General features: G+C 62.5%; 22 protein-coding genes. 17 read left to right on the top strand and 5 right to left on the bottom strand.

All coding sequences use genetic code 11. The features are described from left to right. Nucleotides 1-25 precede the first annotated feature (25 nt). The 6 genes from dusB (at nt 26) to K0P33_RS04230 (ending at nt 8,093) form a co-directional block, all read left to right on the top strand. Nucleotides 26-1,039, top strand: coding sequence for a tRNA dihydrouridine synthase DusB (dusB, locus tag K0P33_RS04255; protein WP_242154184.1), 1,014 nt, complete (start codon nt 26-28; stop codon nt 1,037-1,039). Beyond that, the gene (fis, locus tag K0P33_RS04250; protein ID WP_002555375.1) at nt 1,036-1,356 is read left to right on the top strand and encodes a DNA-binding transcriptional regulator Fis; all 321 of its coding nucleotides are present in this window, start codon (nt 1,036-1,038) and stop codon (nt 1,354-1,356) included. The genes dusB and fis overlap by 4 nt, the downstream gene beginning before the upstream one ends. 82 nt (nt 1,357-1,438) lie before the next feature. After that, entirely contained in the window at nt 1,439-3,046 is a 1,608-nt protein-coding gene (purH, locus tag K0P33_RS04245) for a bifunctional phosphoribosylaminoimidazolecarboxamide formyltransferase/IMP cyclohydrolase (RefSeq protein ID WP_094949792.1), read from the top strand. A 139-nt stretch (nt 3,047-3,185) separates the two neighbouring features. Next, nucleotides 3,186-4,478 carry a phosphoribosylamine--glycine ligase gene (gene purD / locus K0P33_RS04240; RefSeq protein ID WP_094949791.1) on the top strand — a complete coding sequence of 431 codons (1,293 nt, stop codon included), beginning with the start codon at nt 3,186-3,188 and terminating at the stop codon, nt 4,476-4,478. Between the two features lie 115 nt (nt 4,479-4,593). Beyond that, on the top strand, nt 4,594-7,365 hold the full coding sequence (locus K0P33_RS04235; protein WP_242154182.1) for a hybrid sensor histidine kinase/response regulator: 2,772 nt from the start codon (nt 4,594-4,596) through the stop codon (nt 7,363-7,365). A gap of 131 nt (nt 7,366-7,496) precedes the next feature. Next, nucleotides 7,497-8,093 (top strand): MarC family protein, encoded by a 597-nt coding sequence (locus K0P33_RS04230; RefSeq protein ID WP_017253590.1) that lies wholly within the window; start codon nt 7,497-7,499, stop codon nt 8,091-8,093. On the opposite strand, the gene K0P33_RS04225 is transcribed toward K0P33_RS04230, so the two are convergent. From K0P33_RS04225 to cobG, 5 genes are all read right to left on the bottom strand, one after another. Beyond that, nucleotides 8,090-8,872 carry a hypothetical protein gene (locus K0P33_RS04225; protein ID WP_242154180.1) on the bottom strand — a complete coding sequence of 261 codons (783 nt, stop codon included), beginning with the start codon at nt 8,870-8,872 and terminating at the stop codon, nt 8,090-8,092. The genes K0P33_RS04230 and K0P33_RS04225 overlap by 4 nt on opposite strands. Nucleotides 8,873-9,109: 237 nt before the next feature. Then, on the bottom strand, nt 9,110-10,747 hold the full coding sequence (gene cobJ, locus K0P33_RS04220; RefSeq protein WP_242154178.1) for a precorrin-3B C(17)-methyltransferase: 1,638 nt from the start codon (nt 10,745-10,747) through the stop codon (nt 9,110-9,112). Next, nucleotides 10,747-11,478 carry a precorrin-2 C(20)-methyltransferase gene (locus K0P33_RS04215; protein ID WP_094949787.1) on the bottom strand — a complete coding sequence of 244 codons (732 nt, stop codon included), beginning with the start codon at nt 11,476-11,478 and terminating at the stop codon, nt 10,747-10,749. The genes cobJ and K0P33_RS04215 overlap by 1 nt, the downstream gene beginning before the upstream one ends. Next, nucleotides 11,478-12,104 (bottom strand): precorrin-8X methylmutase, encoded by a 627-nt coding sequence (locus K0P33_RS04210; RefSeq protein WP_094949786.1) that lies wholly within the window; start codon nt 12,102-12,104, stop codon nt 11,478-11,480. Before K0P33_RS04210 ends, K0P33_RS04215 begins: the two co-directional genes overlap by 1 nt. Continuing rightward, a complete protein-coding gene (cobG, locus tag K0P33_RS04205) occupies nt 12,097-13,443 on the bottom strand; it encodes a precorrin-3B synthase (protein ID WP_242154176.1) in 1,347 nt (448 codons plus the stop codon). The genes K0P33_RS04210 and cobG overlap by 8 nt, the downstream gene beginning before the upstream one ends. Nucleotides 13,444-13,481: 38 nt before the next feature. Between cobG and cbiE the strand changes: the two genes are divergently transcribed. From cbiE to K0P33_RS04150, 11 genes are all read left to right on the top strand, one after another. Further along, nucleotides 13,482-14,687: a precorrin-6y C5,15-methyltransferase (decarboxylating) subunit CbiE gene (gene cbiE, locus K0P33_RS04200; protein WP_242154174.1), complete on the top strand. Its 1,206-nt coding sequence runs from the start codon at nt 13,482-13,484 to the stop codon at nt 14,685-14,687. Next, the gene (locus K0P33_RS04195) at nt 14,684-15,403 is read left to right on the top strand and encodes a cobalt-precorrin-6A reductase (protein ID WP_094949783.1); all 720 of its coding nucleotides are present in this window, start codon (nt 14,684-14,686) and stop codon (nt 15,401-15,403) included. Before cbiE ends, K0P33_RS04195 begins: the two co-directional genes overlap by 4 nt. Before the next feature lie 274 nt (nt 15,404-15,677). Further along, nucleotides 15,678-16,073, top strand: a complete 396-nt coding sequence (locus K0P33_RS04190) for a DUF2946 domain-containing protein (protein WP_094949782.1) — start codon at nt 15,678-15,680, stop codon at nt 16,071-16,073. 46 nt (nt 16,074-16,119) lie between these two features. Next, nucleotides 16,120-16,602 (top strand): copper chaperone PCu(A)C, encoded by a 483-nt coding sequence (locus K0P33_RS04185; RefSeq protein ID WP_094949781.1) that lies wholly within the window; start codon nt 16,120-16,122, stop codon nt 16,600-16,602. Nucleotides 16,603-16,666: 64 nt separating this feature from the next. Further along, a complete protein-coding gene (locus K0P33_RS04180; protein WP_094949819.1) occupies nt 16,667-17,029 on the top strand; it encodes a DUF2946 domain-containing protein in 363 nt (120 codons plus the stop codon). Between the two features lie 93 nt (nt 17,030-17,122). Then, the gene (locus K0P33_RS04175) at nt 17,123-19,183 is read left to right on the top strand and encodes a TonB-dependent copper receptor (protein ID WP_094949780.1); all 2,061 of its coding nucleotides are present in this window, start codon (nt 17,123-17,125) and stop codon (nt 19,181-19,183) included. A 137-nt stretch (nt 19,184-19,320) separates the two neighbouring features. Next, nucleotides 19,321-20,703 carry a PepSY domain-containing protein gene (locus K0P33_RS04170; RefSeq protein WP_242154172.1) on the top strand — a complete coding sequence of 461 codons (1,383 nt, stop codon included), beginning with the start codon at nt 19,321-19,323 and terminating at the stop codon, nt 20,701-20,703. Between the two features lie 152 nt (nt 20,704-20,855). Continuing rightward, nucleotides 20,856-22,964, top strand: coding sequence for a TonB-dependent receptor (locus K0P33_RS04165; RefSeq protein ID WP_242154170.1), 2,109 nt, complete (start codon nt 20,856-20,858; stop codon nt 22,962-22,964). 183 nt (nt 22,965-23,147) lie between these two features. Next, nucleotides 23,148-23,936 (top strand): ABC transporter ATP-binding protein, encoded by a 789-nt coding sequence (locus K0P33_RS04160; protein WP_242154168.1) that lies wholly within the window; start codon nt 23,148-23,150, stop codon nt 23,934-23,936. Continuing rightward, nucleotides 23,933-24,880: an ABC transporter substrate-binding protein gene (locus K0P33_RS04155; protein WP_242154165.1), complete on the top strand. Its 948-nt coding sequence runs from the start codon at nt 23,933-23,935 to the stop codon at nt 24,878-24,880. The genes K0P33_RS04160 and K0P33_RS04155 overlap by 4 nt, the downstream gene beginning before the upstream one ends. Continuing rightward, nucleotides 24,877-25,887 (top strand): iron ABC transporter permease, encoded by a 1,011-nt coding sequence (locus tag K0P33_RS04150; protein WP_094949775.1) that lies wholly within the window; start codon nt 24,877-24,879, stop codon nt 25,885-25,887. Before K0P33_RS04155 ends, K0P33_RS04150 begins: the two co-directional genes overlap by 4 nt. Nucleotide 25,888: the final 1 nt, after the last annotated feature.

Below are 25,888 nucleotides of genomic sequence, written 5' to 3'. Positions count from 1 at the left end.
TCCGGCCCCACAACAGGGAAGTCCTATGTCGGCGGTACGCATCGGCCCATACACATTGCCAAACGGCTTGATCCTCGCCCCGATGGCGGGCGTCACCGACCAGCCCTTTCGTCAGCTGTGCAAGCGTTTGGGCGCGGGTCTAGTAGTCTCTGAAATGGTCACCAGCGACATGAGCTTGTGGAACACCCGCAAATCGCGGATGCGCATGATCCACGAAGGTGATCCCGAGCCCCGCTCGGTCCAGATCGCCGGTGGTGATGCACAGATGCTGGCGGCTGCGGCCCGGGCCAACGTGGAGTTGGGCGCACAGATCATCGATATCAACATGGGCTGCCCGGCCAAGAAGGTCTGCAACAAGGCCGCCGGTTCCGCCCTGTTGAAAGATGAGCAATTGGTAGCCGAGATCCTGCAGGCCGTTGTCGCGGCAGTGGATGTGCCGGTCACCCTGAAGATTCGTACCGGCTGGGACCGGGACAACAAGAACGGCCTGACGGTGGCGAAGATCGCCGAACAGGCAGGCATTACAGCGCTGGCGGTGCATGGCCGCACCCGCGCCGACCTTTACACCGGTGAAGCCGAGTACGACACCATTGCCGCGATCAAGCAGGCGGTGTCGATTCCGGTGTTTGCCAATGGCGATATCGATTCAGCCGAGAAAGCCCGGCGCGTGCTGCACGCAACCGGTGCCGATGGCTTGTTGATAGGCCGGGCCGCCCAGGGGCGGCCATGGATTTTTCGTGAGATCGAGCATTTTCTGCGTACCGGCGAAGTCTTGCCGGCACCGGAGCTGACCGAGGTGGAACGTATTCTGCTAGAGCATCTGGCCGCCCTGCACGCCTTCTATGGAGACGTGATGGGAGTACGCATTGCTCGCAAGCATGTCGGCTGGTATCTCGCAACCTTGCCGGGCGCCAGGGAGTTTCGCGCCCAGTTCAATCGTTTGGATGATACGCAAGCACAGGTCGCCACCGTTCGAGAGTTTTTCAGCGAGCGCGAAAAGAGCCTGGGGACAGGGGACGGAGAGGGGGTGGCCGCATGACGATGATGACCGAGACTTTAGTGAGTGGAACAACACCCGTGAGCGACAACGTCAATTTGAAACAGCACCTCAACACGCCGAGCGAAGAAGGCCAGACCCTTCGCGGGAGTGTCGAGAAGGCGCTGCACAATTATTTCGCCCACCTTGAGGGCGCTTCCGTCACGGACGTGTACAACCTGGTGCTCTCCGAGGTCGAGGCCCCCTTGCTCGAAAGCGTGATGAACTACGTCAAGGGCAACCAGACCAAAGCCAGTGAGCTGCTGGGCCTCAACCGTGGCACCTTGCGCAAAAAGCTCAAGCAGTACGATTTGCTGTAAGCATTCAATCAAACCAGAAAGGCGCCCGCGTAAAAAACGGACGCCTTTTTTGCTGACTCCTTTGCTTTTGATGGAAATTGAAATGACCGACCAGACTACCCGCCTGCCGATCCGCCGCGCCTTGATCAGTGTTTCCGACAAGACCGGGATCCTCGAATTTGCCCGGGAGCTGGAAGCCCTGGGTGTGGAAATCCTCTCCACGGGCGGGACCTTCAAACTGCTGCAGGACAACGGCGTGGCCGCAGTAGAAGTCGCGGACTACACCGGTTTCGCAGAAATGATGGACGGTCGGGTCAAGACCCTGCACCCGAAAATCCACGGTGGCATCCTCGGTCGTCGCGGTATCGACGACGCCATCATGACCGAGCACGGCATCAAGCCGATCGACCTGGTGGCCGTTAACCTCTACCCGTTCGAAGCCACCATCAACAAGCCTGGCTGCGACCTGCCGACCGCCATCGAAAACATCGATATCGGCGGCCCGACCATGGTCCGCTCTGCCGCCAAGAACCACAAAGACGTGGCCATCGTGGTTAACGCCAGCGACTACGCCCAAGTGCTCGAAAGCCTCAAAGCCGGTGGCCTGACCTACGCCCAGCGTTTCGACCTGATGCTCAAGGCGTTCGAACACACCGCCGCCTACGACGGCATGATCGCCAACTACATGGGCACCGTGAACCAGGCGGCTGAAACCCTCAGCACAGAAGGTCGCAGCCAGTTCCCGCGCACCTTCAACAGCCAGTTCATCAAGGCCCAAGAAATGCGCTACGGCGAGAACCCGCACCAGAGCGCGGCGTTCTACGTTGAGGCCAAGCCGGCTGAAGTCGGCATCGCCACCGCAACCCAGTTGCAAGGCAAAGAGCTGTCCTACAACAACGTGGCCGACACCGACGCCGCGCTGGAATGCGTGAAGAGCTTCGTCAAGCCGGCCTGCGTGATCGTCAAGCACGCCAACCCGTGCGGCGTGGCTGTGAGCCCGGACGCTGAAGGCGGTATCCGCCAGGCGTACGAACTGGCCTATGCCACCGACACCGAATCCGCGTTCGGCGGCATCATCGCCTTCAACCGCGAGCTGGATGCCGAAACCGCCAAAGCCATCGTCGAGCGTCAGTTCGTCGAAGTGATCATCGCCCCTTCCGTCAGCATCGAGGCCCGCGCCATTGTTGCCGCCAAAGCCAACGTGCGCCTGCTGGCCTGCGGCGAGTGGTCGGCTGACCGTGCCGCTGCCTGGGACTACAAGCGCGTCAACGGCGGCTTGCTGGTACAGAGCCGCGACATCGGCATGATCGGCAGCGAAGACCTGAAGGTCGTGACCAAACGCGCGCCAACCGAGCAGGAAATCAACGACCTGATCTTCGCCTGGAAAGTCGCCAAATACGTTAAGTCCAACGCCATCGTCTACGCCAAAAACCGCCAGACCATCGGTGTCGGCGCCGGCCAGATGAGCCGCGTGAACTCGGCGCGTATCGCCGCGATCAAGGCTGAGCATGCAGGCTTGCAGGTAGTCGGTTCGGTAATGGCTTCCGATGCGTTCTTCCCGTTCCGTGATGGCCTGGACAATGCCGCGAAGGCCGGTGTTACCGCCGTGATCCAACCGGGCGGTTCAATGCGTGATGCAGAAGTCATCGCCGCTGCGGACGAAGCCGGCATTGCCATGGTCTTCACCGGCATGCGCCACTTCCGCCACTGACAGATCGACAGATCGTTCCCACGCTCTGCGTGGGAATGCCTCTACGGACGCTCTGCGTCCGAGGGACGCGGAACGTACCGGGCTGCGTTCCCACGCGGAGCGTGGGAACGATCAACTGACAGAATTTGAGGTTTATGAAATGAATGTTTTGATCATTGGCAGCGGTGGCCGTGAACACGCCCTGGCCTGGAAAGTTGCCCAGGACCCGCGTGTTCAGAAAGTTTTTGTCGCCCCCGGCAACGCCGGCACCGCCATTGAAGCCAAGTGCGAAAACGTCGCTATCGACGTATTGGCCCTGGAGCAACTGGCTGACTTTGCCGAAAAAAATGTGTCCCTGACCATCGTCGGCCCGGAAGTGCCGCTGGTTGCCGGCGTTGTGGACCTGTTCCGCAGCCGTGGCCTGGACTGCTTCGGCCCGACCGCTGGCGCTGCCCAGCTGGAAGGTTCCAAGGCGTTCACCAAAGACTTCCTGGCGCGCCACAAGATCCCGACCGCCGACTACCAGAACTTCACCGAGATCGAGCCAGCACTGGCCTACCTGCGTGAAAAAGGCGCGCCAATCGTGATCAAGGCCGATGGCCTGGCCGCCGGTAAAGGCGTAATCGTAGCGATGACCCTGCAGGAAGCCGAAGACGCCGTGCGCGACATGCTCGCCGGCAACGCTTTCGGTGACGCCGGTTCGCGCGTGGTCATCGAGGAGTTCCTTGACGGCGAAGAGGCCAGCTTTATCGTGATGGTCGACGGCAAAAACGTCTTGCCAATGGCCACCAGCCAAGACCACAAACGCGTCGGCGATGCTGACACTGGCCCGAACACCGGCGGCATGGGTGCTTACTCCCCGGCCCCAGTGGTCACCAGCGACGTACACAAGCGCGTGATGGACCTGGTGATCTGGCCGACCGTGCGTGGCATGGCCGACGAAGGCAATGTGTACACCGGTTTCCTGTATGCCGGCCTGATGATCGACAAAGCCGGTAACCCGAAAGTCATCGAGTTCAACTGCCGCTTTGGTGACCCGGAAACTCAACCAGTGATGCTGCGCCTGCAATCGAGCTTGGTGCTGCTGGTGGAAGCCGCGCTGGCCCAGGCGCTGGACAAGGTTGAAGCGCAGTGGGACCCACGTCCGAGCGTTGGCATCGTGCTGGCGGCCGGTGGTTACCCTGCCGACTACGCCAAAGGCGATGTGATTGAAGGCCTCGACGCAGCTGCTACGCTAGAAGGTAAGGTGTTCCATGCGGGCACCGCGCTCAAGGATGGCAAAGTTGTAACCGCAGGTGGCCGCGTATTGTGCGCCACCGCGATGGGTGCCAGTGTCGACGCCGCGCAACAACAGGCGTACAAGCTGGCCGCGAAAATCGACTGGAAAGGTTGCTTCTACCGCACGGACATCGGCTACCGCGCCATTGCCCGTGAACGTGGCGAGAACAACTGAGGCGCTACATTCAAGTAGCTATCCGTTCGGTTAGGCAAGGGCCTCTGGCCCTTGCCGTACCCATGTCGCCCCGCGCATAGTTAACCCGTGCATCAACCTACGAAGGGATTTCGCCGTGCGCTGGCTCAGGATCGCCATAGGTTTCACAGTCAGTCTGCTGACTCTGCTCTGCTTGTTCCCGGCCCAGGCCGCCGCGCAAGGCATTGGCTGGGCAGTATTGCTTGATGAACAGGCCGACCTGCAACTGAGCGACATCCGCTCGGCTCGCTACACCAATCAATTCAGCCCCATCGAACTGGACCGGATTACCGCCGCCGAGCCGGACGGTGCGTTGTGGGTACGCTTCAAGCTGCAACCCGGCAAGCACGAGCAAGTGCTGCGGGTGTTTGCCCCGGATCTCTCCCACCTGAGCCTCTATGTACTGGACGGCGACACCCTGGTGGAACAACAAAGCACCGGCACCCGCCAGCCCCAGGCGGAACGCCCGCTGCCCAGCAGCAATTTCATGCTGCCGATGCCACAGAGCCAGAAGCCGCTTGAGGTGTACCTGCGCCTGGTCTCGGAGCACGAACTGCGTCCCTATATCACCCTGGAACCGGCCGTGCTCGCCGCCGCCGACCAGAACCAGACGTTGATCTACGGCCTGCTGTTCGGCTGCCTGCTGATGCTGATCCTGCACAACCTCACGCGCTTCGCCTACCACCGCTCACGCAGCAGCCTGTGGCTGGCGGCCTGCGAAGTGTTGTTGATGCTGAGCCTGGCGCTGTTACTGAACCTCGTGGGGCCGTGGCTGCCAAACTGGCACGCGGTGCAGACACCAGGCGCCTACCTCGCCCTGCTGCTGACCGCGCCGTGCGGGCTGATGTTTGCCTACCGTTTTTTCATGCCGTTGGGCCCGCACCCGCTGAACAAGCTGTTGATGGCCGACATCCTGCTGATCGTGCTGTGCGGCCTGCTGCTGTTGTTCGTCAATACCTTGCCGTTGAACATCATCACCTATGCACTGGTCGCCCTGGCCGGCTTGAGCATGTTGTTTGTCTCGGCGTATCACTGGCAAAAAGGCTACCGGCCGGCGCGTCTGTTCATGGCGGCGATGGTGGTGTTCAACATCGGCACGCTGATCATTCTGCCAGCCCTGCTCGGCCTGACGTTGGTGGCCCCGCAAGGCTTGATCGTCACGCTGCTCGGCTTTATCTGCCTGAGCGGCTTGCTGATGAGCCTGGCCCTCGGCGAGCGCCAGCGCGCGATTGTCGAGGCGCGCTTCAGCCTCAGCCGCGACCTGGCGGCGAGCAATGCCGAGATCGCCGCCAAGGCCGAGTTCCTGGCAAAGATCAGCCACGAAATACGTACACCCATGAACGGCGTGCTGGGTATGACCGAGTTGTTGCTGGGCACGCCGCTGTCGGTGAAGCAGCGCGACTACGTACAGACCATCCACAGCGCCGGTAACGAACTGCTGACGCTGATCAACGAGATCCTCGACATCTCCAAGCTGGAGTCCGGGCAGATCGAGCTGGACGACGTGCAATTCGACCTCAATGCGCTGATCGAAGACTGCCTGAGTATCTTCCGCGCCAAGGCCGAGCAGCAGAACGTCGAACTGATTAGTTTTATTCAACCCCAGGTGCCCCGCGTCATCAGTGGCGACCCGACGCGCCTGCGCCAGGCACTGTTGAGCCTGCTGGAAAATGCCCTGCAAAAAACCGATGAAGGTGAAGTGTTGATCGTCGTCGCCCTCGACGAGCGCAGCACCAAACCGCGCCTGCGCATTGCCGTGCAAGACAGCGGCCTGCCGATGGAAGCCGCCGAGCGCGACGCGTTGCTGCACAGCGAACTGCACAGCAAGAACTTCCTCTCGGCCACACGCTTGAGCGGCCACCTGGGCCTGGTGATCGCCCGCCAACTGATCCTGTTGATGAACGGCGAGTTCGGCATTAAGAGCGGCAGCCACCAAGGCAGCACCCTGTGGCTGACCCTGCCGCTGGACCCGGAACGCCTGGAGCACCCGACCTCTGACCTCGACGGCCCGCTCAAAGGCGCACGGGTGCTGGTGGTGGACGACAACGACACGTGCCGCAAAGTGCTGGTGCAACAATGCACAGCCTGGGGCCTGAACGTCAGTGCCGTGCCGTCCGGCAAAGAGGCCCTGGCGTTGCTGCGCACCAAGGCGCACTTGCGCGACTACTTCGACGTGGTGCTGCTGGACCAGAACATGCCCGGCATGACTGGCATGCAACTGGCGGCGAAGATCAAGGAAGACCCAAGCCTGAACCACGACATCCTGCTAATCATGCTCACCGGCATCAGCAACGCGCCAAGCAAGATCATCGCGCGCAACTGCGGGATCAAGCGCATCCTCGCCAAGCCGGTGGCCGGCTATACGCTCAAGACCACCCTGGCCGACGAACTGACCCAGCGCAGCAAAGGCGTGGTGGTGCCACGCGTGGCCCTCAGCGCACCGGCAGCCGTGACCGTGCCTGCCGATTTCCGCATCCTGGTGGCCGAAGACAACAGCATCTCCACCAAAGTGATTCGCGGCATGCTCGGCAAGCTCAACCTCAACCCGGACACCGCCAGTAACGGCGAAGAAGCGCTCGAGGCGATGAAGGCCCAGCGTTACGACTTGGTGTTGATGGACTGTGAAATGCCGATCCTCGATGGCTTCTCTGCTACCCAGCAACTGCGGGCGTGGGAGGTTAGCCACCAACGCATTCGTACCCCGGTGGTTGCGCTTACAGCGCACATTCTCTCGGAGCATAAAGAGCGTGCGCGCCAGGCGGGGATGGATGGGCATATGGCCAAGCCGGTGGAGTTATCGCAGTTGCGCGAGTTGGTGGAATTCTGGGTGGCACAGCGTCAGCTGCGGCCGGAACACGCCCCGTCCTGACATAAAATGCGATCTCAATGTGGGAACAGGCTTTTGTGGCGAGCGGACTTGCCACAACAAGCCAGCTCCCACATTTGATCAGTGTCGCCTGTTAGACTCTCCCCACTTCCCCCGCCCGCGAGCCGCCCCCCATGCTCCACGTGTTATTCAGCGTTTACCTGAAGATGCTGGTGCTCTACAGCCCATTCTTTGTGCTGTCCTGCTTTATCAGCCTGACCCGGGGTTACTCCAGCAAGGAACGCCGGCGGCTGGCCTGGAAAGTGGCCCTGGCAACACTGGTCTCGAGCGTATTGCTCTACCTGTTCGGCCGAGTCATTTTCAGTGTGTTCGGCATCACCGTGGACGCCTTCCGCATCGGCGCCGGCAGCGTGCTGTTTATCTCCGCCCTGGGCATGGCCCAGGGCAAGTCAGCGGTGCAGACCGACAATGTGCAGCAGGACGTGACCATCGTGCCGCTGACCATCCCGCTCACCGTCGGCCCCGGCACCATCGGTGCGCTGCTGGTAATGGGCGTCAGCCAACCGCATTGGGATGACAAGATCATGGCCATCCTCAGTATCGCCCTGGCCAGCCTCACGGTGGGCGTGGTGCTGTACCTGTCCAACCGGATCGAACGCATCCTGGGTGACCAGGGCTTGCAGATAGTGAGCCGGTTGATGGGGTTGTTCGTGTGCGCCCTCGCCGCGCAGATCATCTTTACCGGGGTGCGCGGTTACCTGGTGCCCTAGATCCGGTACTTGGCGATTGCCAATTGCACCTTGTCACCTGCGCTTTCGCGCATCAGCTGCACAGTTTTTTCGTTGACCACCGAGGTATTCAGCACCAGGCAGGTCTGCCCGCTGAAGGCCTCGAACGAGGCACTGTCCCATTCCAGAAACGGCAGCCCCAGCTGTTTGCTCACGCCGTGGGAGCTGTAAGTCACCAGCACCATCGTCACTTCGCCATCGGTTTCGGCACAAGACGCCAGGCCAAAATCACCGCCTTGGTGCACCGTGCTGTTGCGTTTGAAAAGCTCGAACGAGACGGGTTGACGCTTGAGCGCCTCCAGCGCGTCGGCCGCTAATTTCGGCAGTGCGGCGAGCAATGGCCCGGCCAGCGAAGTCGATGCCAGCATTGTCGCAATGATATTCAGCGCCGCCAGTTGTACAGTCAGGCCCTTGCCGGAACTCGACACCCGCTTGAAGCGGCTGCGCACCGGCAGCCAGCCCAGGCTGACCATCACCTTAATAAATTCGTCGTACCAAACCTCGGTACCGCGCTGCACCCTCAACACATCGCTGACATAGCTGCTCGCCAGCAGGTAGCTCTTGCGCACGTACTCGCGGTTCAAGGCGGACATGCCCTCGATAAACGAGATCACCCCGTTGTTCACCACGGCCGCGTTGCAATCATCCTCCACGGTGCCCACCGGTACAGAGGGCGTCTTTCCCGGTGCGCCTGGCAGCTTGTAGGCGGCAATCAACTTGCGCCTTTTCGCACTGATGATCCTTTTGTGATGTCGCTCCATTTTCAGTTCTCCACAAGCACCCCACATGGGGTTTTCCTCCACACTAGTCCAGTGGCGGGCGGGCTTTCCAGGCGACAAACATCGCTTGGCCCACCCGTGGAAAAAGCGCCACCCAGCAATAACGAGGCGTACACGCAGGCCGTCCGGATTTCATCGATAAAAAAAGAAAAAGCTCCGAGTAGCAGCAGGTTTTCACCCAGCGTTACTCGGAGCCTTCTTGCGTGCGCCAGGCCGTTTTCAGCCGGCGGGCTTCTCGCCATACCAGCGCGGCGTATACACCCAGTCACCGCCACCAGCACGTGGGAACACGCACGTGGTGGACGAGCCGATCAGCACCATGGTGCGCATATCGACCTGTTCCGGCGTCAATTGCCCAAGCGTGGTGACACGCAGGGTCTGGCCTGGGCGACCGATGTCGCGCCCCAGCACCACCGGGGTCTGCGGCGTGCGGTGCAACGCGACGATCTCCAGCGCGCGGCCCAGCTGCCAAGGCCGCGAACGCGAGATCGGGTTGTAGAACGCCAGGGCCAGGTCGGCCTGGGACGCGAGGTCCAGGCGCTTTTCGATGATCGACCAGGGCTTGAGGTTGTCCGACAGCGACATCACGCAGAAGTCATGGCCCAGCGGTGCACCCGCCTGGGCGGCGGTGGCCAGGGAGGCCGAGACACCCGGCAGGATCTCCAGGTCGACCTGATGCCAGGCCGGATCGCTGGACTCGTGCAAGGCCTCGATCACCGCAGCGGCCATGGCGAACACGCCGGGGTCGCCGGACGACACCACGACCACGGAACGGCCCTGCGCGGCCAGCTCAAACGCGTGACGCGCGCGCTGCATTTCCTCGCGGTTGTCCGTGCAGTGCTGCACTTGATCGTCGCGAAACGGCCCGGCCATGCGCACATAGGTTTCATAACCCAGCACATCGGTGCAGCGCGCCAGTTCAGCCTTGACCGCCGGCACCATCAACTCGGCGGCGCCCGGGCCCAAGCCGATCACCGCCAAACGACCACGCCGGCGCCCGACATGCGCCAGGTCCAGCGGTTGCTCGGCAACGCTGATGACGATGTCGGCCTCTTGAGTCACGCCAGCAAAACGCAGCGGCACACCCAGTTCCAATGCAGCCTCATGCAGTGAAGCGTCGGCCATCTGCAGCTCGCTGGCCAACAGGCAGGCCAGGGCTTGCAGCGCAATGCCTGCGTCATGTAATGCCGCACGCACTCGCTCAGCCAACTGCACGCCGGGCTTGCAGGTGACGCATACGTTCTTTGGATAAATCAGCAACTCGTTAGCCGAAGGCACACGTTCGGTGCTGCCCACATGAATCGCCAGGCGCGCGTGCTGATCCTGCGGCAAATTGGCCTGGTCCAGCCAAGGCGCCGCGCCTTCGATGCGCACGCTTTCGCCGGCGAGCAGGTCCGAGACGAAACGCTTGCCCAACTCCAGGTCCGCCAGCTGATAACCGGCCGGCGGGTTCAGCAGGCAGGTGCCGAAACGCAACTCGCCACTGGTGGTGATCGCGGCAGACACGCCCAACGCGGCGGCAATGTCGCGCGCCATCAGGTTCACACCGCCGAGGCCGCCGAGCAAGGGCACCACGGCGCTGCCGTCTTCGGCCACAGCCAGCACGGCGGGTTCCTCACCCTTTTCCAGCAGCAGCGGCGCCAGGGTGCGGATCACGATGCCGGCGGCGCACAGGGCAATCAGCGGTGTGCCTTGTTGATACAGCTGGCGCAGGGTCGCGCCGAACTCACTGTAGGTCTGGTCGGCACCTTCAACCCGCCCGGCCAAACCATGAATCAGCGCGCCGGGGTAAACCTGCGCAATCTTGCGCGCCGTGGCCAGGCTGCCCTGACCCAGAATGACGATCGCCGGGCGCATCAACCTTGCCACCTTTCACCCGGCACGATGATCAGCGAGAAATACGGCGAAGACGCCGGGTCGACCTGACCCAGCGGCACGATTTTCTGGTTGGCCATGGTCGCGCGCTCCACATACAGCGCACGCTCGGCCAAACCGAGTTCTTCCAGCACCTGGCGCACCTTGGGGAAGTTGCGGCCCAGTTTCATGATCACCGCCGCATCGGCATCCGCCAGGCGACGCTTGAGGTCGTCATGGGGCAGCACACCCGACAGCACCGACAGGCTCTGATTGCGATACACCAACGGCGCGCCGAGTACCGAGGCGCCGCCGAGCATTGAGCAAACGCCGGGGATGACTTGGGCTTCATAGCGCTCGGCGAGGCGGTCGTGCAGGTACATGTAGGAGCCGTAGAAGAACGGGTCGCCTTCGCAGATCACCGCCACATCGCGGCCGGCGTCCAGGTGCGCGGCGACGTCGAGGCTGGCCGTGTCGTAGAAGTCGCTAATGACTTGCTCGTAAGACAGCGGCGCCGGCAGCACTTCGGTGGTCACCGGGTACACCAGCGGCATCAAGGTCTGCTGCGCGACCAAGTGGTCTTCGATGATGCCGAAAGCGTTGCCCTTCTTGCCCTTGGCCACGAAGTACGCCACCACCGGCGACTCGCGCAGCAGGCGCAGGGCCTTGAGCGTGATCAGTTCCGGGTCGCCGGGGCCCACGCCCAAGCCGATCAAACGTCCGCGTGCCGGCATTATTCGACCTCCGTGGCCAAGGCGTTAACCGCTGCGGCGGCCATCGCACTGCCGCCCAGGCGGCCCTGCATGATCACGAACGGCACGCCACGGCTGTCTGCCGCCAGCATCGCCTTGGATTCGGCGGCGCCGACGAAGCCGACCGGGAAGCCGAGAATTAACGCCGGTTTCGGCGCGCCGGCATCGAGCATTTCCAGCAGGTAGAACAACGCGGTCGGCGCGTTGCCGATGACCACCACGCTGCCTTCCAGGTGCGGGCGCCACAGTTCCAGCGCGGCAGCGGAGCGGGTGTTGCCCAGCTCCCGCGCCAGCTCCGGCACGCTGTCGTCACGCAGGGTGCAGATCACTTCGTTGTTGGCCGGCAGGCGCGTGCGGGTCACGCCTTCGGAGACCATTCGCGCATCACACAAAATCGGTGCGCCAGCGGCCAGCGCATCGCGCCCGGCCTTGCCTGCACCTTCGGAGAACTGCAGGCCGTCGATGGCCTCGACCATGCCGCAGGCATGAATCACCCGCACCGCGAGTTTTTCCAGGTCGGCCGGGATGCGGTCCAACTTGGCTTCCGCGCGAATAATGGCGAAGGAGTTGCGATAGATCTCCTGACCGTCGCGGATGTAATCAATCATCGGTGTTGCTCCGTGAGCGTGCGCGTAACAGGGCGCCCGCCGCTTCAATGGAAAGAGTGCGCGCGTGCAGCCGGCCGAAACCGGGTTGGGCTGCGTCGCGAAAATAGACGTCGTAGTGGCCGGGGCTCACCGCCAGCAAGGTGACCGGCGCGGTGTGTGCGGCGGCGCAGGAGCGTGGGCAGCCGGACAGGTGCACCTCAACGCCGGGTTGCAGCGCGGCCAATTGCAGGGCGTCGGCCTTGGTGTCGGCCAGGCCTTTGCCGCAGCCACTTGAGCCCGTGCAGGCGATCATGCGCGCCAGGGGTTGGTCGACTGAGCAGAGAAAGCCCAACCGCTCCAACCGCGCAGTAACGGCGTCATGATTTTGAACATTGGGCAGCAGCACGCCCTGCCAAGGCGTAAAGCGCAACGTGCCGTCGCCACACTCACTGGCCAGCTGCGCGACGCCTTTAAGCATGGTTGAATCCAAACGACCCAATGGCGCAACGGCGGCGACGTAGAACTGATTTTTTTGACCCTGTGGATAAGTCCCTAAATGCAATAAAGCCTCACTGGCCGGGCGTTTGAAGCCATCCACCGGCAGCAGCGGCAGGTTTAGACGGGCCAGTAAGTTATCCACAGCCAGATGACGCATGCGAGTTTGCGTCGGGGTCGCCAAGTCGAGAAACAGCTCCAGCACGGCAACGACCAAAGCATGACCTTGCTCTAGGGGCACAGCCGCCAATGGCGCATCCAACCCCGGGCAACCGGCTAAGCCAAAGGCCAACAATGTTTCACCATCACGCTCAAACGCCGACAGCCACAGGTCGTGGTGATGCTCGAGCATCGCCAGGGCCTCAAAGCCATCCAGCTGCACGGCGAACTTAGCCGACAACTCATGGAACCGTGGATGGTTTTGCAAGGTGGCGAGGATCTGGTCGGCCAGCGGGCGGGTGTCGAACAGCATCTGCGGGTCGATACCGGCGCTGGGGCTGAGCATCAGGTTGCGCACATCGTCGCCAGCGGCGTTGTTCGGGCCAAGGCCTGCGGCCAGCAGCGCGGCAATCAAGGCGCCCTGCTCGGCGCCAATCCCGCGAATCTGCAGATTGGCGCGGTTGGTGGCCTCGATCACCCCGCCCGCATAGGCTTGGGCTGCATCCGCCACGGCAATCGCCTGGGCGGCAGTGATCGACCCACCGGCCAATTTGATTCGACAAATGCCACCATCCAACGCCTGGACGATACGCAGCAACCCCGGACAAGCCGAGGGGCGCAAGGTGTTCAGAGCAGGCGTTGGGTTCACGGGGCTACCGGTTGACGGGTAAAGGCGCGGTATTATGCCTGCTTTGTCCGGTGGCATGAAAAGCCTGCCCGTCGGATGTCGTTCAAGGAATTGATATGTCGCCCTGGCTGACGGTAGTAGGCATCGGTGAAGACGGCTTCAAGGGGCTGGGCAGAAACGCCCGGCACGCCTTGTTGCGCGCCTCCCGGATTATAGGCGGCCAGCGTCAGTTGGACCTGTTGCCGGTGTGTATTCGTGGCGAGCGTCAGTTGTGGCCTAGCCCGTTTTCCCTGGCGCCGGTGTTGGCGCGGCGCGGCGAGCCTGTGTGCGTGCTGGCCAGCGGCGACCCAATGTTCTATGGCGTGGGCGCCAGTTTGGCGCGGCAGGTGGCGGCTGAAGAGTTGCTGATTTTGCCGGCGCCGTCGTCGGTGTCGTTGGCAGCGGCGCGGTTGGGCTGGCCGTTGCAGGAAGTGGTGACATTGTCAGTGGTCGCGCGGCCGCTGGCGGCGCTGAATGCACATTTGGCCAGTGGCGTGCGGTTGCTGGTGTTGAGCAATGACGGGCGCAGCCCTGCGGCGATTGCCTCGCTTTTGGTTGAGTCCGGGTTTGGGTCCAGCCGGTTGACCGTATTTGAACACTTAGGCGGCGTGGATGAGCAGCGTATCGACGGACTGGCCCAGTCATGGGAGCACACCCAGGTCGCCGATTTGAACGTGGTCGCCATCGACTGCCTCGCCGACGCCAATACGCCGCGCCTGTCGCGCCTCGCCGGTCTACCGGATTCGGCGTTCAAACACGACGGCCAACTAACCAAGCGCGATGTGCGCGCCATGACCCTCGCCCGCCTCGCGCCGATGCCCGGCGAGTTACTCTGGGATGTGGGCGCGGGCAGCGGCTCTATCGGCATCGAATGGATGCGTGCCCACCCGAGCTGTCGTGCACTGGCGATTGAAGCCGATGCCGGCCGCCAAGGCCTGATCGAACATAACCGCGACGCCCTCGGCGTGCCCGGCCTGCACCTGATTCGCGGCAAGGCCCCGGACGTATTACACGGACTGGAAGCACCGGATGCGATCTTCATCGGCGGCGGCGTCACCCGCGAAGGCGTACTCGACACCTGCTGGCAGCACCTGCGCCCCGGTGGCCGCTTGGTGGCGAATGCCGTGACTCTGCAAAGCGAAATGACCCTGATGGCCTGGCGCGCGGAGCACGGCGGCGAGCTGACTCGCATTCATGTGGCGCAGGCCCAGCCGTTGGGTGAGTTCGACACCTGGCGCCAGGCGCTGCCGATCACCTTGCTGGAAGTGGTCAAACCACTATGAAACGCATCCTGCTGTTGGGCGGCGTGACTGAAGCCCTGGCCATTGCCCGAACTCTGGGCCCGGAGCACATCTACAGCCTGGCGGGCGTGGGCCGCGTACCGACGGACCTCACATGCCACGTGCGTGTCGGCGGTTATGGTGGCGTTGAGGGCCTCGTGCAGTTTGTTCGTGAGGAACACATCAGCCTGATTCTCGACGCCACCCATCCCTATGCAGCTCAGATCAGCCGGAATGCTGCCGAGGCTGCAACGCTGTCCGGCATCCCTTGCTGGGCGTTACGCCGCCCGGCGTGGCAACCGCAGGCGGGCGATGACTGGCGTGAGGTCAGTGATTGGGCCGAGCTGATTGAAGCGTTGAAACCCTTCAAGCGGCCGTTGTTCACTCTTGGGCGCGAGCCGTTGCAGCATCTCGAGGAAATTCCGCCGGAGCAGTTCTGGACGCTGCGCGCGCTGGATGTGTATCCGGGGAATGCGCGCTGTGAAGTCATCGGTGCGCGTGGGCCGTTTCTGATCGAGGATGAGCGCGCGTTGTTTGAGCGGCGTGGGATTGATGTGCTGATCAGCAAGAACAGCGGCAGCACGGCCACTGAACCGAAGCTGGAAGTGGCTCGCGAGCTGGGAATGCCGGTGCTTGTATTGAAGCGTCCAGTGTTGGCTGCGGTAGATCGAGAGTTCACCGACGTGGCTGCGGTGCTACAGGCAGTCAACACTCTCTAAAAACCACCTTTCCAATGTGGGAGCGGGCTTGCCTGCGATGCAGACGGCTCGGCCTTCCAGTTAGGCCAAGGTGATGCCATCGCAGGCAAGCCAGCTCCCACAGGGTTCAACGTCACGCCGGATGTCGCGACCCGTCTGAAAAATTGGCAATCCGTGGTTCCCGACTATCATGAAGGCAACCACTGCGACACCAAACCACACCTGCGCTTTTTACTTATCCCCACCGATCAGGCTAAATACCCACCTGATCGTTTAACCCTACGGATTGTCCGCCATGGCCCGTCAACGCTTTGCAATTGTGTGGATCGCCTGCTTTGCAGTGCTGTTCAACGCCTTTGCCATGCCGATGGCCAGTGCGATGCAGCAGTCCAGTGACCCCGTGCAGCAATTGCTGTGGGGCAGTTTCTGTTCGTCTAATGGCGCCAGCCTGAAGACCATTGCCCTGGGCAAGCTGGACATTCCGGCGCCGCAGCAGGACGACCACTCCACCATGCAGCATTGCTGGTGTTGCTCGGGCTCGCCGCCGCTGGTGGCGTTGCCGGGGCATGTGCCGCAGTTGTACGTCACACGGTTTGCGGCGGTGCAGAGCCTGCCGCCACCTTCACTGCAAGCGCCTACACCGCGCCAGCAATGGCCGAGCCTCAACCCGCGCGCCTCTCCAACGGCCTGATTTCTTCGCAAGTGAACTGCGTTTAGAACCGTTCTGGAGAACTGCCATGCTCAAATCTTCCCTGCTTCTGGCTGCGTTGTTGCTGCCGGTGTGCGTTGCTGCCAATGCCGATGACTACAAGGCCGGCGACTTGCTGGTCAGCGGTCCCTGGTCTCAGGAATTGCCGCCCAATGCGCCGACCGTCGCGGCGTATTTTGTGATTCATAACACCGGGGAAACGCCGGACCGCTTACTTAGCGTCGAGACGCCTGTGGCGGACAAAGCCGAACTGCATGAGCATGTGATGCAAGGCGACTTGATGAAGATGCAACAAGTGCCCAGCGTTGCCGTGCCGGCCAAGGGTGATTTGACCTTCGCGCCGATGGCCTATCACGTGATGCTGCTGGGTCTCAAAGACCGTAGCCTGTTGGCCGATGGCAAGCAATTCCCACTGACCCTGACGTTCGAAAAAGCCGGCAAGGTTGAAGTGGAAGTCTCGGTTCAGAAAACGCCACCGATGGCGGGCCACGAGCATATGCACGCTCAATAGGCCAACCTCGATGGGCGCCCCTCGCGCCAGGTTATCCGCGCAGCGCCGCAAGCCCATGGGCTTGATGCGCGGCAGTTGGATCAGCCTGTTCGCCATGCTGATGATCTTTATCGGTCCGCTGATTTCCCAAGCGATGCCGATGGATCATCACGCCGGTATGTCGATGGAAATGTCCATGGACATGCCCAACTGCCATGGCGCCCCACCGCAACACAGTAAAACGCCTGACGAACACCACGTGCTCTGGGAAAAGTGCGGCTATTGCAGCCTGCTCTTCAGCTGCCCGGCCCTGCCCGGCAGCGTGTCCTACGTCACCCTTGGCACCCCGCCGCCGGCCAACGCCCTCACCCCCGCCCCACGCCTGGGCCATGCCCGGCAGAGCATCTTCCCCGGCGCCCGCAGCCGCGCGCCACCCATCACCGCGTAAGCACTTCACCGCGTTACTTCACCCCGGCCGACTTTAGACAGACAGCCGCAGGCTGCTGGCCGTGTTGTTTACGAATGATTGATGGAATTTTTCATGTCCAGGTTTTCTGCTGACACCCGTTTGGGACGTACCCCTGTTTTCGCTGTTCTGTGTGGCGCACTGTTGGTGCCACAGGTTCACGCGGAAGATCATGATCTGAGCCCCACGGTGATCACTGCGATTGCCCCCAGCTCGCCGCTGACCGTGATCACCAACCCGAAAGACCCGCGCCAACCGGTGCCCGCCAGCGATGGCGGCGACTACCTCAAGACCATCCCCGGCTTCGCCCTGGTGCGCAACGGCGGCACCAATGGCGACCCGGTGCTGCGCGGCATGTTCGGCTCGCGCCTGAATATCCTCACCAACGGCGGCATGATGCTCGGCGCCTGCCCCGGCCGGATGGATGCGCCCACCTCGTATATCTCGCCGGAGACCTACGACAAGCTGACCGTGATCAAAGGCCCGCAAACCGTGCTCTGGGGCCCGGGCGCCTCGGCCGGTACCATCCTGTTCGAGCGTGAGCCGGAGCAGTTCGGCGAACTGGGCACACGGGTCAACGCCAGCGTGCTGGCCGGTTCCAACGGGCGCTTCGACAAAGTCATCGATGCCGCCGCCGGCGGGCCGCTGGGCTATGTGCGGGTGATCGGCAACCAAGCGCATGCCGATGACTACAAGGATGGCAACAACGATACGGTTGCCTCGCGCTACGACAAATGGAACGGCGACGTCGCGGTCGGCTTCACCCCCGACGCTGACACCCTGCTGGAACTCACCGCCGGCCGTGGCGATGGTGAAGCCCGCTACGCCGGGCGCGGCATGGACGGTTCGCAGTTCTTGCGCGAAAGCCTGGGCCTGCGTTTCGAGAAGTCCAATATCGGCGAGGTGCTGGATAAGGTCGAGGCCCAGGTCTACTACAACTACGCCGACCATGTGATGGACAACTACAGCCTGCGCACGCCGTCGGGCACCGGGATGATGGCCGGGCCCATGGCCTCCAACGTCGACCGCCGCACCCTCGGCGCGCGGATCAAGGCCACTTGGCGCTGGGCCGATGTGCAGTTGATCAGCGGCCTGGATGCGCAGACCAACGAGCACCGCCAACGCAGCAGCATGGGCATCGACACCTACAAGAATCTGCCGCGCAACAAAGACGCCAACTTCCACAACTACGGGGTGTTCGGCGAACTGACCTGGTACGCCGCCGACCGCGATCGTCTGATCACCGGTGCGCGCCTGGACCGGGCCTCGGCCAAGGATTTCCGCCAGCGCACGGGCTCAGGAATGATGTCGCGCCCCAACCCGACCGCCGACAACACCCGCGCCGATACCCTGCCGTCAGGCTTTATGCGTTATGAGCATGACTTGGCCGACAGCCCGACCACCGTCTACGCCGGGCTGGGCCACGCCGAACGCTTCCCGGATTACTGGGAGCTGTTTTCGCCCAAAACCGGCGCGGCCGGTTCGGTGAATGCCTTCGATGGCGTGAAGCCGGAAAAGACCACCCAACTCGACTTCGGCGCGCAATACAAAACCGCGGATGTGGAAGCCTGGGCCTCGGCTTATATCGGCCAGGTACGCGACTTTATCCTGTTCGATTACAAGCCCGGCATGATGGGCACCACCTCCCAGGCGCGTAACGTCGATGCACGGATCATGGGCGGCGAACTGGGTGCAGCCTACAAGCTGACGCGCAACTGGAAGGCCGACGCCAGCCTCGCCTACGCCTGGGGCAAGAACAGCAGCGACGGCAAAGCGCTGCCGCAAATGCCACCGCTGGACGCCCGTTTCGGCCTGACCTACAGCGAAGACGACTGGAGCGCCGGTGCCTTGTGGCGCGTAGTCGCGGCGCAAAACCGCATCGACCAAAACAAGGGCAACGTGGTCGGTAAAGACTTCGACAAGAGCGGCGGCTTTGGCGTGTTCTCGCTGAACGCGGCGTACCGCATCAACAAAAACTTCAAGGTCAGCACCGGCGTCGACAACCTCTTCGGCAAGGCCTACGCCGAGCACCTGAACCTGGCCGGTAACGCAGGCTTCGGCTACCCGGCCAACGACCCGCAAGCCATCAAGGAACCGGGGCGCACGCTCTGGACCAAGGTGGACATGAGCTTCTAACAGCATCGCGGGCAAGTCGAATCGTCGCACCGCCGCTCCCACAGTTGAAATACATTCCCCTGTGGGAGCGGCGGTGCGACTTGCCCGCGATGGCTGCATAACTGACAAAAATTTTTAAAGCCTTTGCGGAGCACCTGATGACCACTCAAAAGATTTCCTTCTACAACCTGGCCTGGCGTTGGCACTTCTACGCCGGGCTATTCGTCGCCCCTTTCATGGTGCTGCTGGCCCTCACCGGCATCATCTACCTGTTCAAACCCCAGCTCGACCCGCTGATGTATGGCGACCTGCTCAAGGTGCAAAGCGCCGAACACGCATTGAGCGCCGACGAACAATTGCAACGCGCCCAGGCGGCCTTTCCCCAAGGCAAGATCAGCAAATATTTGCCGCCTGCCGACGCCACCAGCAGCGCGCAATTCGTGATGCGTCACGATGGGCGCGAAGTGACCGTGTTCGTCGACCCGTATCGCGGCACCGTGCTTGGCGAACAGGATGCCAAATACAACCTGCAAGCCATCGCCCGCGCGTTGCACGGTGAGCTGATGATCGGCACCGTCGGCGATCGCCTGGTGGAACTCGCCGCCGGTTGGGGCGTGATGCTCGTGGTGTCCGGCGTGTACCTGTGGTGGCCGCGCGGCAAGTCGTCGGCCGGGGTCTTGTGGCCGCGATTTAACACACGTGGCCGGGTGTTCTGGCGCGATATGCACGCGGTCGCCGGCTTCTGGGGCGCGGCCTTTTTACTGGTGATGCTGCTCAGCGGCATGACCTGGACCGGCTTCTGGGGCAAGCAATACGCCGAGCTGTGGAACACCTTCCCGGCGGCGATGTGGAACAACATGCCGCAGTCCGATCAGCAGGCCCGCGTGCTCAATACCGCCAGCCAGCAAACCGTGCCCTGGGCCATGGAAAACACGCCGATGCCCATGTCCGGCGACCACGCCGAACACATGAACCACGGCGCCATGCACTCTGGCCCGGCCGCCCCCACCGTGCGCCTGCAACACGTGGTCGACCTGGCCAACGCACGTCAGGTCAAGCCCGGCTACAGCATCACCTTCCCCACCACCGCCGAAGGCGTGTTCACCATCGCGGTATTCGCCAACGACCCGCGCAACGACGCCACCCTGCACGTGGACCAATACACCGGCAAAGTCCTCGCCGATGTGCGCTGGGAACACTACAACACCGTCGCCCGTGCTACTGAGACCGGTGTGATGCTGCATGAAGGCAAGATGTTCGGCTGGGTCAATCAACTGATCGTGTTGATGATTTGCTTGATGATTCTGCTCAGCGCCGTCAGTGGCGTGGTGATCTGGTGGAAGCGCAGACCTGCCGGTGGCCTGGGTGTTCCGCCGTTGCGCCATGACCTGCCGAAGTGGAAAACCGCGATGGTGATCATGCTCGGGCTGGCGATTATCTTCCCGTTGGTGGGCGCGTCGTTGATCGTGGTGTGGGTATTGGATCGTCTGGTGTTGGCGCGTTTTTTCAACCCACGTGAATCTGCCTCAGGTTCTGCATGAAGCAGGCGAGATGCCCACGGCAGAGCCCTTCTGTAGCCTTGCGCGACTTTCGTCGCGCAGCCAATAAGTGTTAACTTATAACACTTTCTGCGTTATCGTTGCTCGCCGCGCCCTGCGGTGAGCACACCCTTCAAGAAGTGATTGATCGTCCGATGAACAAGTACCTCGCGTGCGGCCTGTGCCTGCTCGCCCTGCACAACAGCGCCCAGGCCCTGACTCTGCCCGCCAGCCCCGTGACTGCGCCCGCCGTGGATGACGAGCGCGTCGACCTGAACACCCCGACCACCGCCGGCTCGCGCTTGAACCTCACGGCCTTGCAGACGCCCGGCAGTGTCGAGAGCCAGACCGGCGAGAAAATCCGCGAACGCGGCGACGCCAGCGTGCAGGACGCCATCTCGCGTGCCTCCGGCATTAGCCGCACCGGCACGCCGGGCGACGGTGGCACCTCGTTGCAGGCACGCGGTTTTACCGGGCAGAGTTCGGTCATGCAACTGTACGACGGCAACCGCATGTACACCGGCATGGGCACATCGACCTTCCCGGTGGACACCTGGGCGGTGGAGCGCGTGGACGTGCTGCGCGGCCCGGCTTCGGTGCTGTACGGCGAAGGCGCCACCGGTGCGGTGGTCAATACACGCTCGAAAAAGCCCTTCACCGGCGACATCGAAAACCATGTCCGCCTGGGCTACGGCTCTTATGATCGCCAGCAGCAAGCCCTGGACAGTGGCGGCTCGCTGACCGACACCCTGAGCTATCGCCTGAACCTCAACCGCCTGCGCAGCAACGGTTTCATCGACCGTGGCGACTCCGGCAGCGACTTCGTCAGCGCCGCTCTGCGCTGGCAACCAGCCGACAACTTGAGCTTCACCCTGGCCAGCGACTACGGCGACCAGCGCCCACAGAATTATTTCGGCACACCGCTGCTCAACGGCCAATTGCACAAGAGCCTGCGCGACAAGAACTACAACGTCAGCAACGACACCCTGCACTACAACGATCAGTGGACGCGCCTGACCAGCGAGTGGCAACTCAACGACAATGTCAGCGCCACCAACGAGCTGTACTACCTGAAAAACCAGCGCCGCTGGCAGAACGCCGAGAACTACAACTTCACCAACGGTCAGCTGACCCGCAGCGGTAACTTCGGCATCAAGCACAACCAGGAACAGGTGGGCGACCGCCAGACCTTCACCTTCAAGCACACGCTGTTTGGCCTCGACAGCCAGACCGTGGCCGGTGTGGAATACAACCGTATTCGCTTCCGCCTCGCCAGCAACTCGCCCTTTGACGACGTGCTTAAAAACGGCCAGCCGATCGACCTGTACCATCCGGCGCCCGCTGCGTTTCAAAGCAAAGACCCGTTCAAACCGCTGTTCGCCACCACCACTAAAACGGTCGCCGGTTTTGCCGAAAACCGCTTGCAGCTCACCGACCAACTGTCGCTGATCACCGGTATTCGACGCGACTATGCGCACATCGACCGCGATGATTTGCGCGATGGCAACCAGTCCGACAAGACCCTCACCGGCAACAACTGGAAGGCCGGTTTGGTCTATGCGATCACCGCAGACACCTCGGTCTACGGCCAGTACGCCACCAGCACCGATGGCGTCGGCGGCCTGATCTCCTTGAGCCCGGGCCAGCAGCAGTTCGACCTGTCCACGGCCAAGCAGGGCGAAATTGGCATCAAGCAGGCGTTCTGGGACCAGCGCGGCGAATGGACGTTGGCGGCCTACCACATCGTTAAAAAGAAACTGCTCACCGACGTCCCGGGCAACCCGAACCTCAAGCAGCAAGTCGGCCAGCAATCCTCCAACGGCCTGGAAGCCAGCCTCGACCTACAACTGCCCAACGCCTGGCAATTGCAAGCCAACGCCGCCATCGTGCGTGCGCAGTACGACGCGTTCAAACAGGATGTCGGCGGCGTGCAGGTATCGCGCGACGGCAACCGCCCGGTGGACGTACCGCGCCGCACCGCCAACCTGTGGCTGAGCAAGGCCGTGACCGACAGCATCCGCGCCGGTGCCGGCGTGCGCTATGTCGATGCGCGTTACGCCGACATGGCCAACCAGAACGAACTGCCAAGCTACACCGTGGTTGACGCCACCGTGTCATGGAAGGCGCTGCGCAATACCACCCTGGGCCTGCAACTGAACAACCTGTTTGACCGCACCTACGCCGTCAGCCAATACAACGATGGCCAACAGTGGATCCTGGGTGAACCGCGCTCGTTTTTCGTCACGGCGGACTACACCTTTTAACCGAACAACACAGGCTCCAGTGTGGCAGCTGGCTTGCCACAACAAGCCCGCTCGCCACGGAGGATTGTGGCTGGCGTTGAAAGTTGTGTAGATACCGATGCTGCGATAACGGTGTGCCTGATCCACCGCTATAGCAGGCAAGCCAGCTCCCACCTTTGAATTGTGTTGAACAAGAGAACATTGATGACCTCACTCACCCTCACCGACCTTGCCTGGACACCACCGGGCCACGACCACTGCCTGCACCAGTTCCAGCTGCGTGACGCCAGCCTGCAGGTCGGTGCGGGGGAGTTTGTCGGGCTGATCGGCCCCAATGGCAGTGGCAAGACAAGCCTGCTGCGCTGCGCCTATCGCTTCAGCAAACCGGAACACGGCGACGTGTTGCTTGAGCATCAGAATGTGTGGAAGCACAGCGCAAAGTGGTGCGCGCAACGCGTCGCCGTGGTGCTTCAGGAATTCCCCGACGCCTTCGGTTTGCGCGTGGACGAAGTGGTCGCCATGGGCCGCACGCCCCACAAGGGTTTGTTCGACAGCGACACGCTGCACGACCAACAGCTTGTTCGCAGCGTGTTGGCGTCGGTCGGCATGCAGGACTTCGAAGACCATGCCTTCGCCACCCTTTCGGGCGGTGAAAAACAGCGAGTGATCCTGGCCCGCGCCCTGGCCCAGCAACCCCAACTGCTGATCCTCGACGAGCCGACCAACCACCTCGACCCACGCTATCAGCTGGAGTTGTTGCGGCTGGTAAAACGTTTGAACATCGGCACGTTGGCCAGCATCCACGACCTGAACCTGGCCGCCGCCTTCTGTGATCGCCTGTACGTGATCAACCACGGGCGCATTGTCGCCAGCGGCCCTCCCCACGAAGTGCTTACCGTCGAATTGCTGCGCGAGGTATTTGCCGTCGACGCCCTGATCGACACCCATCCTTTGTCCGGCTACCCCCGAATCACCTGGATAACCCAACCATGACCCTGCGCGCCCTGCTGTCTCTCGCCTTGCTGTTCGGCACTGCCCAAGCGTTCGCCGACGCGACCCATTACCCGGTGACCCTCAAAAGCTGCAACCGCGATGTGACCTTTCAGCAGGCGCCCAAACACGCGGTCAGCCACGACATCAACATGACCCAGATGATGCTCGCCCTGGGCCTCAAGCCAAACATGGCTGGCTACAGCGGCGTCACTGGCTGGAAGTCGGTGACGCCCGAAATGGCCGAGCACCTCGAAGGCCTGCCGGAGCTGGCGAGCAAGTACCCGTCGGTGGAAACCCTGCTCAATGCCAACGTAGACTTCTTCTTCGCCGGCTGGGACTACGGCATGCGCGTGGGCGGCGACCTCACGCCGCAAACCCTGCAACCCTTGGGCATCAACGTGTATGAGCTGACCGAGTCGTGCGCGTTCGTGATGAAGCGCCCGGCTGCCACGCTGGAAGACACCTATAACGACGTGCGCAACCTAGGCAAGATCTTCGATGTGCAAGACCGCGCCAACGCACTGATCGCACAGATGCAGGCGCAAGTGGCCGAGGTGCAAAAAGACCTGCCCGCCGACAAGCCACGGGTGTTCCTCTACGACAGCGGTGAAGACCGCGCCATGACCTCAGGCCGCCTGGGCATGCCGCAGGCGCTGATCGATGCAGCCGGCGGGCGCAATATTCTCGATGACATCGACGCCAGCTGGACCCGCGTCAACTGGGAAACCGTGGTGGAACGCAACCCGCAGGTGATCGTGATCGTCGACTACAGCGAAATCACTGCTGATCAAAAAGAGAAATTCCTGCTCAACAACCCGGCCCTGCAATCAGTGGACGCGATCAAGAACCAACGTTTTATCGTGATCCCCTACGTGCAGGCCACGCCGGGTATCGACAATGTGCTGGCGGTTGAAACCCTGGCCAAGGGGTTCCACGGCGAATGATCACGCGTCGCTACGCCCTGCTATTGAGTGCCCTTGGCGCGTTGTTGCTGGTCTCCTGCGTGATCTCGCTGGGGTTCGGCTCGGCGCGGGTGCCGGTGGACGTGGTGTGGCGGATTTTACTCAACAAGGCGTTCGGCATTGGCGCGGTGAACTGGAGCACGGGGCAGGAGCACATCGTGTGGCTGATCCGCGTGCCGCGCATGCTGCTGGGCGCGCTGGTGGGCGCCGGGCTGGCCTTGATCGGCGCGGTGCTGCAGGCGGTGACACGCAACCCGCTGGCCGACCCGCACCTGCTCGGCGTGACCTCCGGCGCCACCCTCGGCGCGGTGATCGTGGTGCTGCATGTGGGGGAAGTCATCGGCCTGCTGACCCTGCCCATCGCCGCCTTTGTCGGTGCCCTGCTGAGCATGCTGGTGGTGTTGGCCGTGGCCAGTCGTAACGGCCGCCTGGAGAGTGATCGCCTGCTGCTGTGCGGTGTGGCCGTGTCGTTCGTGATGATGGCGGTGGCCAACCTGCTGCTGTTTATGGGCGACCACCGCGCCGCGTCGGCAGTCATGTTCTGGATGCTCGGCGGCTTGGGCCTCGCGCGCTGGGAGCTGCTGGCGATCCCCGCCGCTACCGTGCTGCTGGGCTTGGTATTGCTGCTGGGCATGGCGCGGCCGTTGAATGCGTTGATGGCCGGCGAACAGACCGCCGTGACCCTGGGCCTGAACGCGCGCAACGTACGGCTCAAGGTGTTTCTGGTCGCGTCCCTGATGACCGGCGTGCTGGTGTCCATCAGCGGCTCCATCGGCTTCGTCGGGCTGATGGTGCCGCACATCGCCCGACGCCTGGTGGGCGCCGAGCACCGGCGATTGCTGCCGGTGTGCGTGCTGCTGGGCAGCGTGTTCCTGGTGTGGGTCGACGTCGCAGCACGCACCCTCATCGCCCCCGAAGACCTGCCCATTGGCGTGGCGACGGCGGCGATTGGCGGGTTGTTTTTTATCGGTTTGATGCGCAAGCGCTGAG

The sequence above is a fragment of the Pseudomonas sp. ArH3a genome, assembly GCF_022648765.1.
GTDB lineage: Bacteria > Pseudomonadota > Gammaproteobacteria > Pseudomonadales > Pseudomonadaceae > Aquipseudomonas.
The sequence above is the reverse complement of the archived record's forward strand: the minus strand, read 5'-3'. Positions and strand labels throughout refer to the sequence as shown.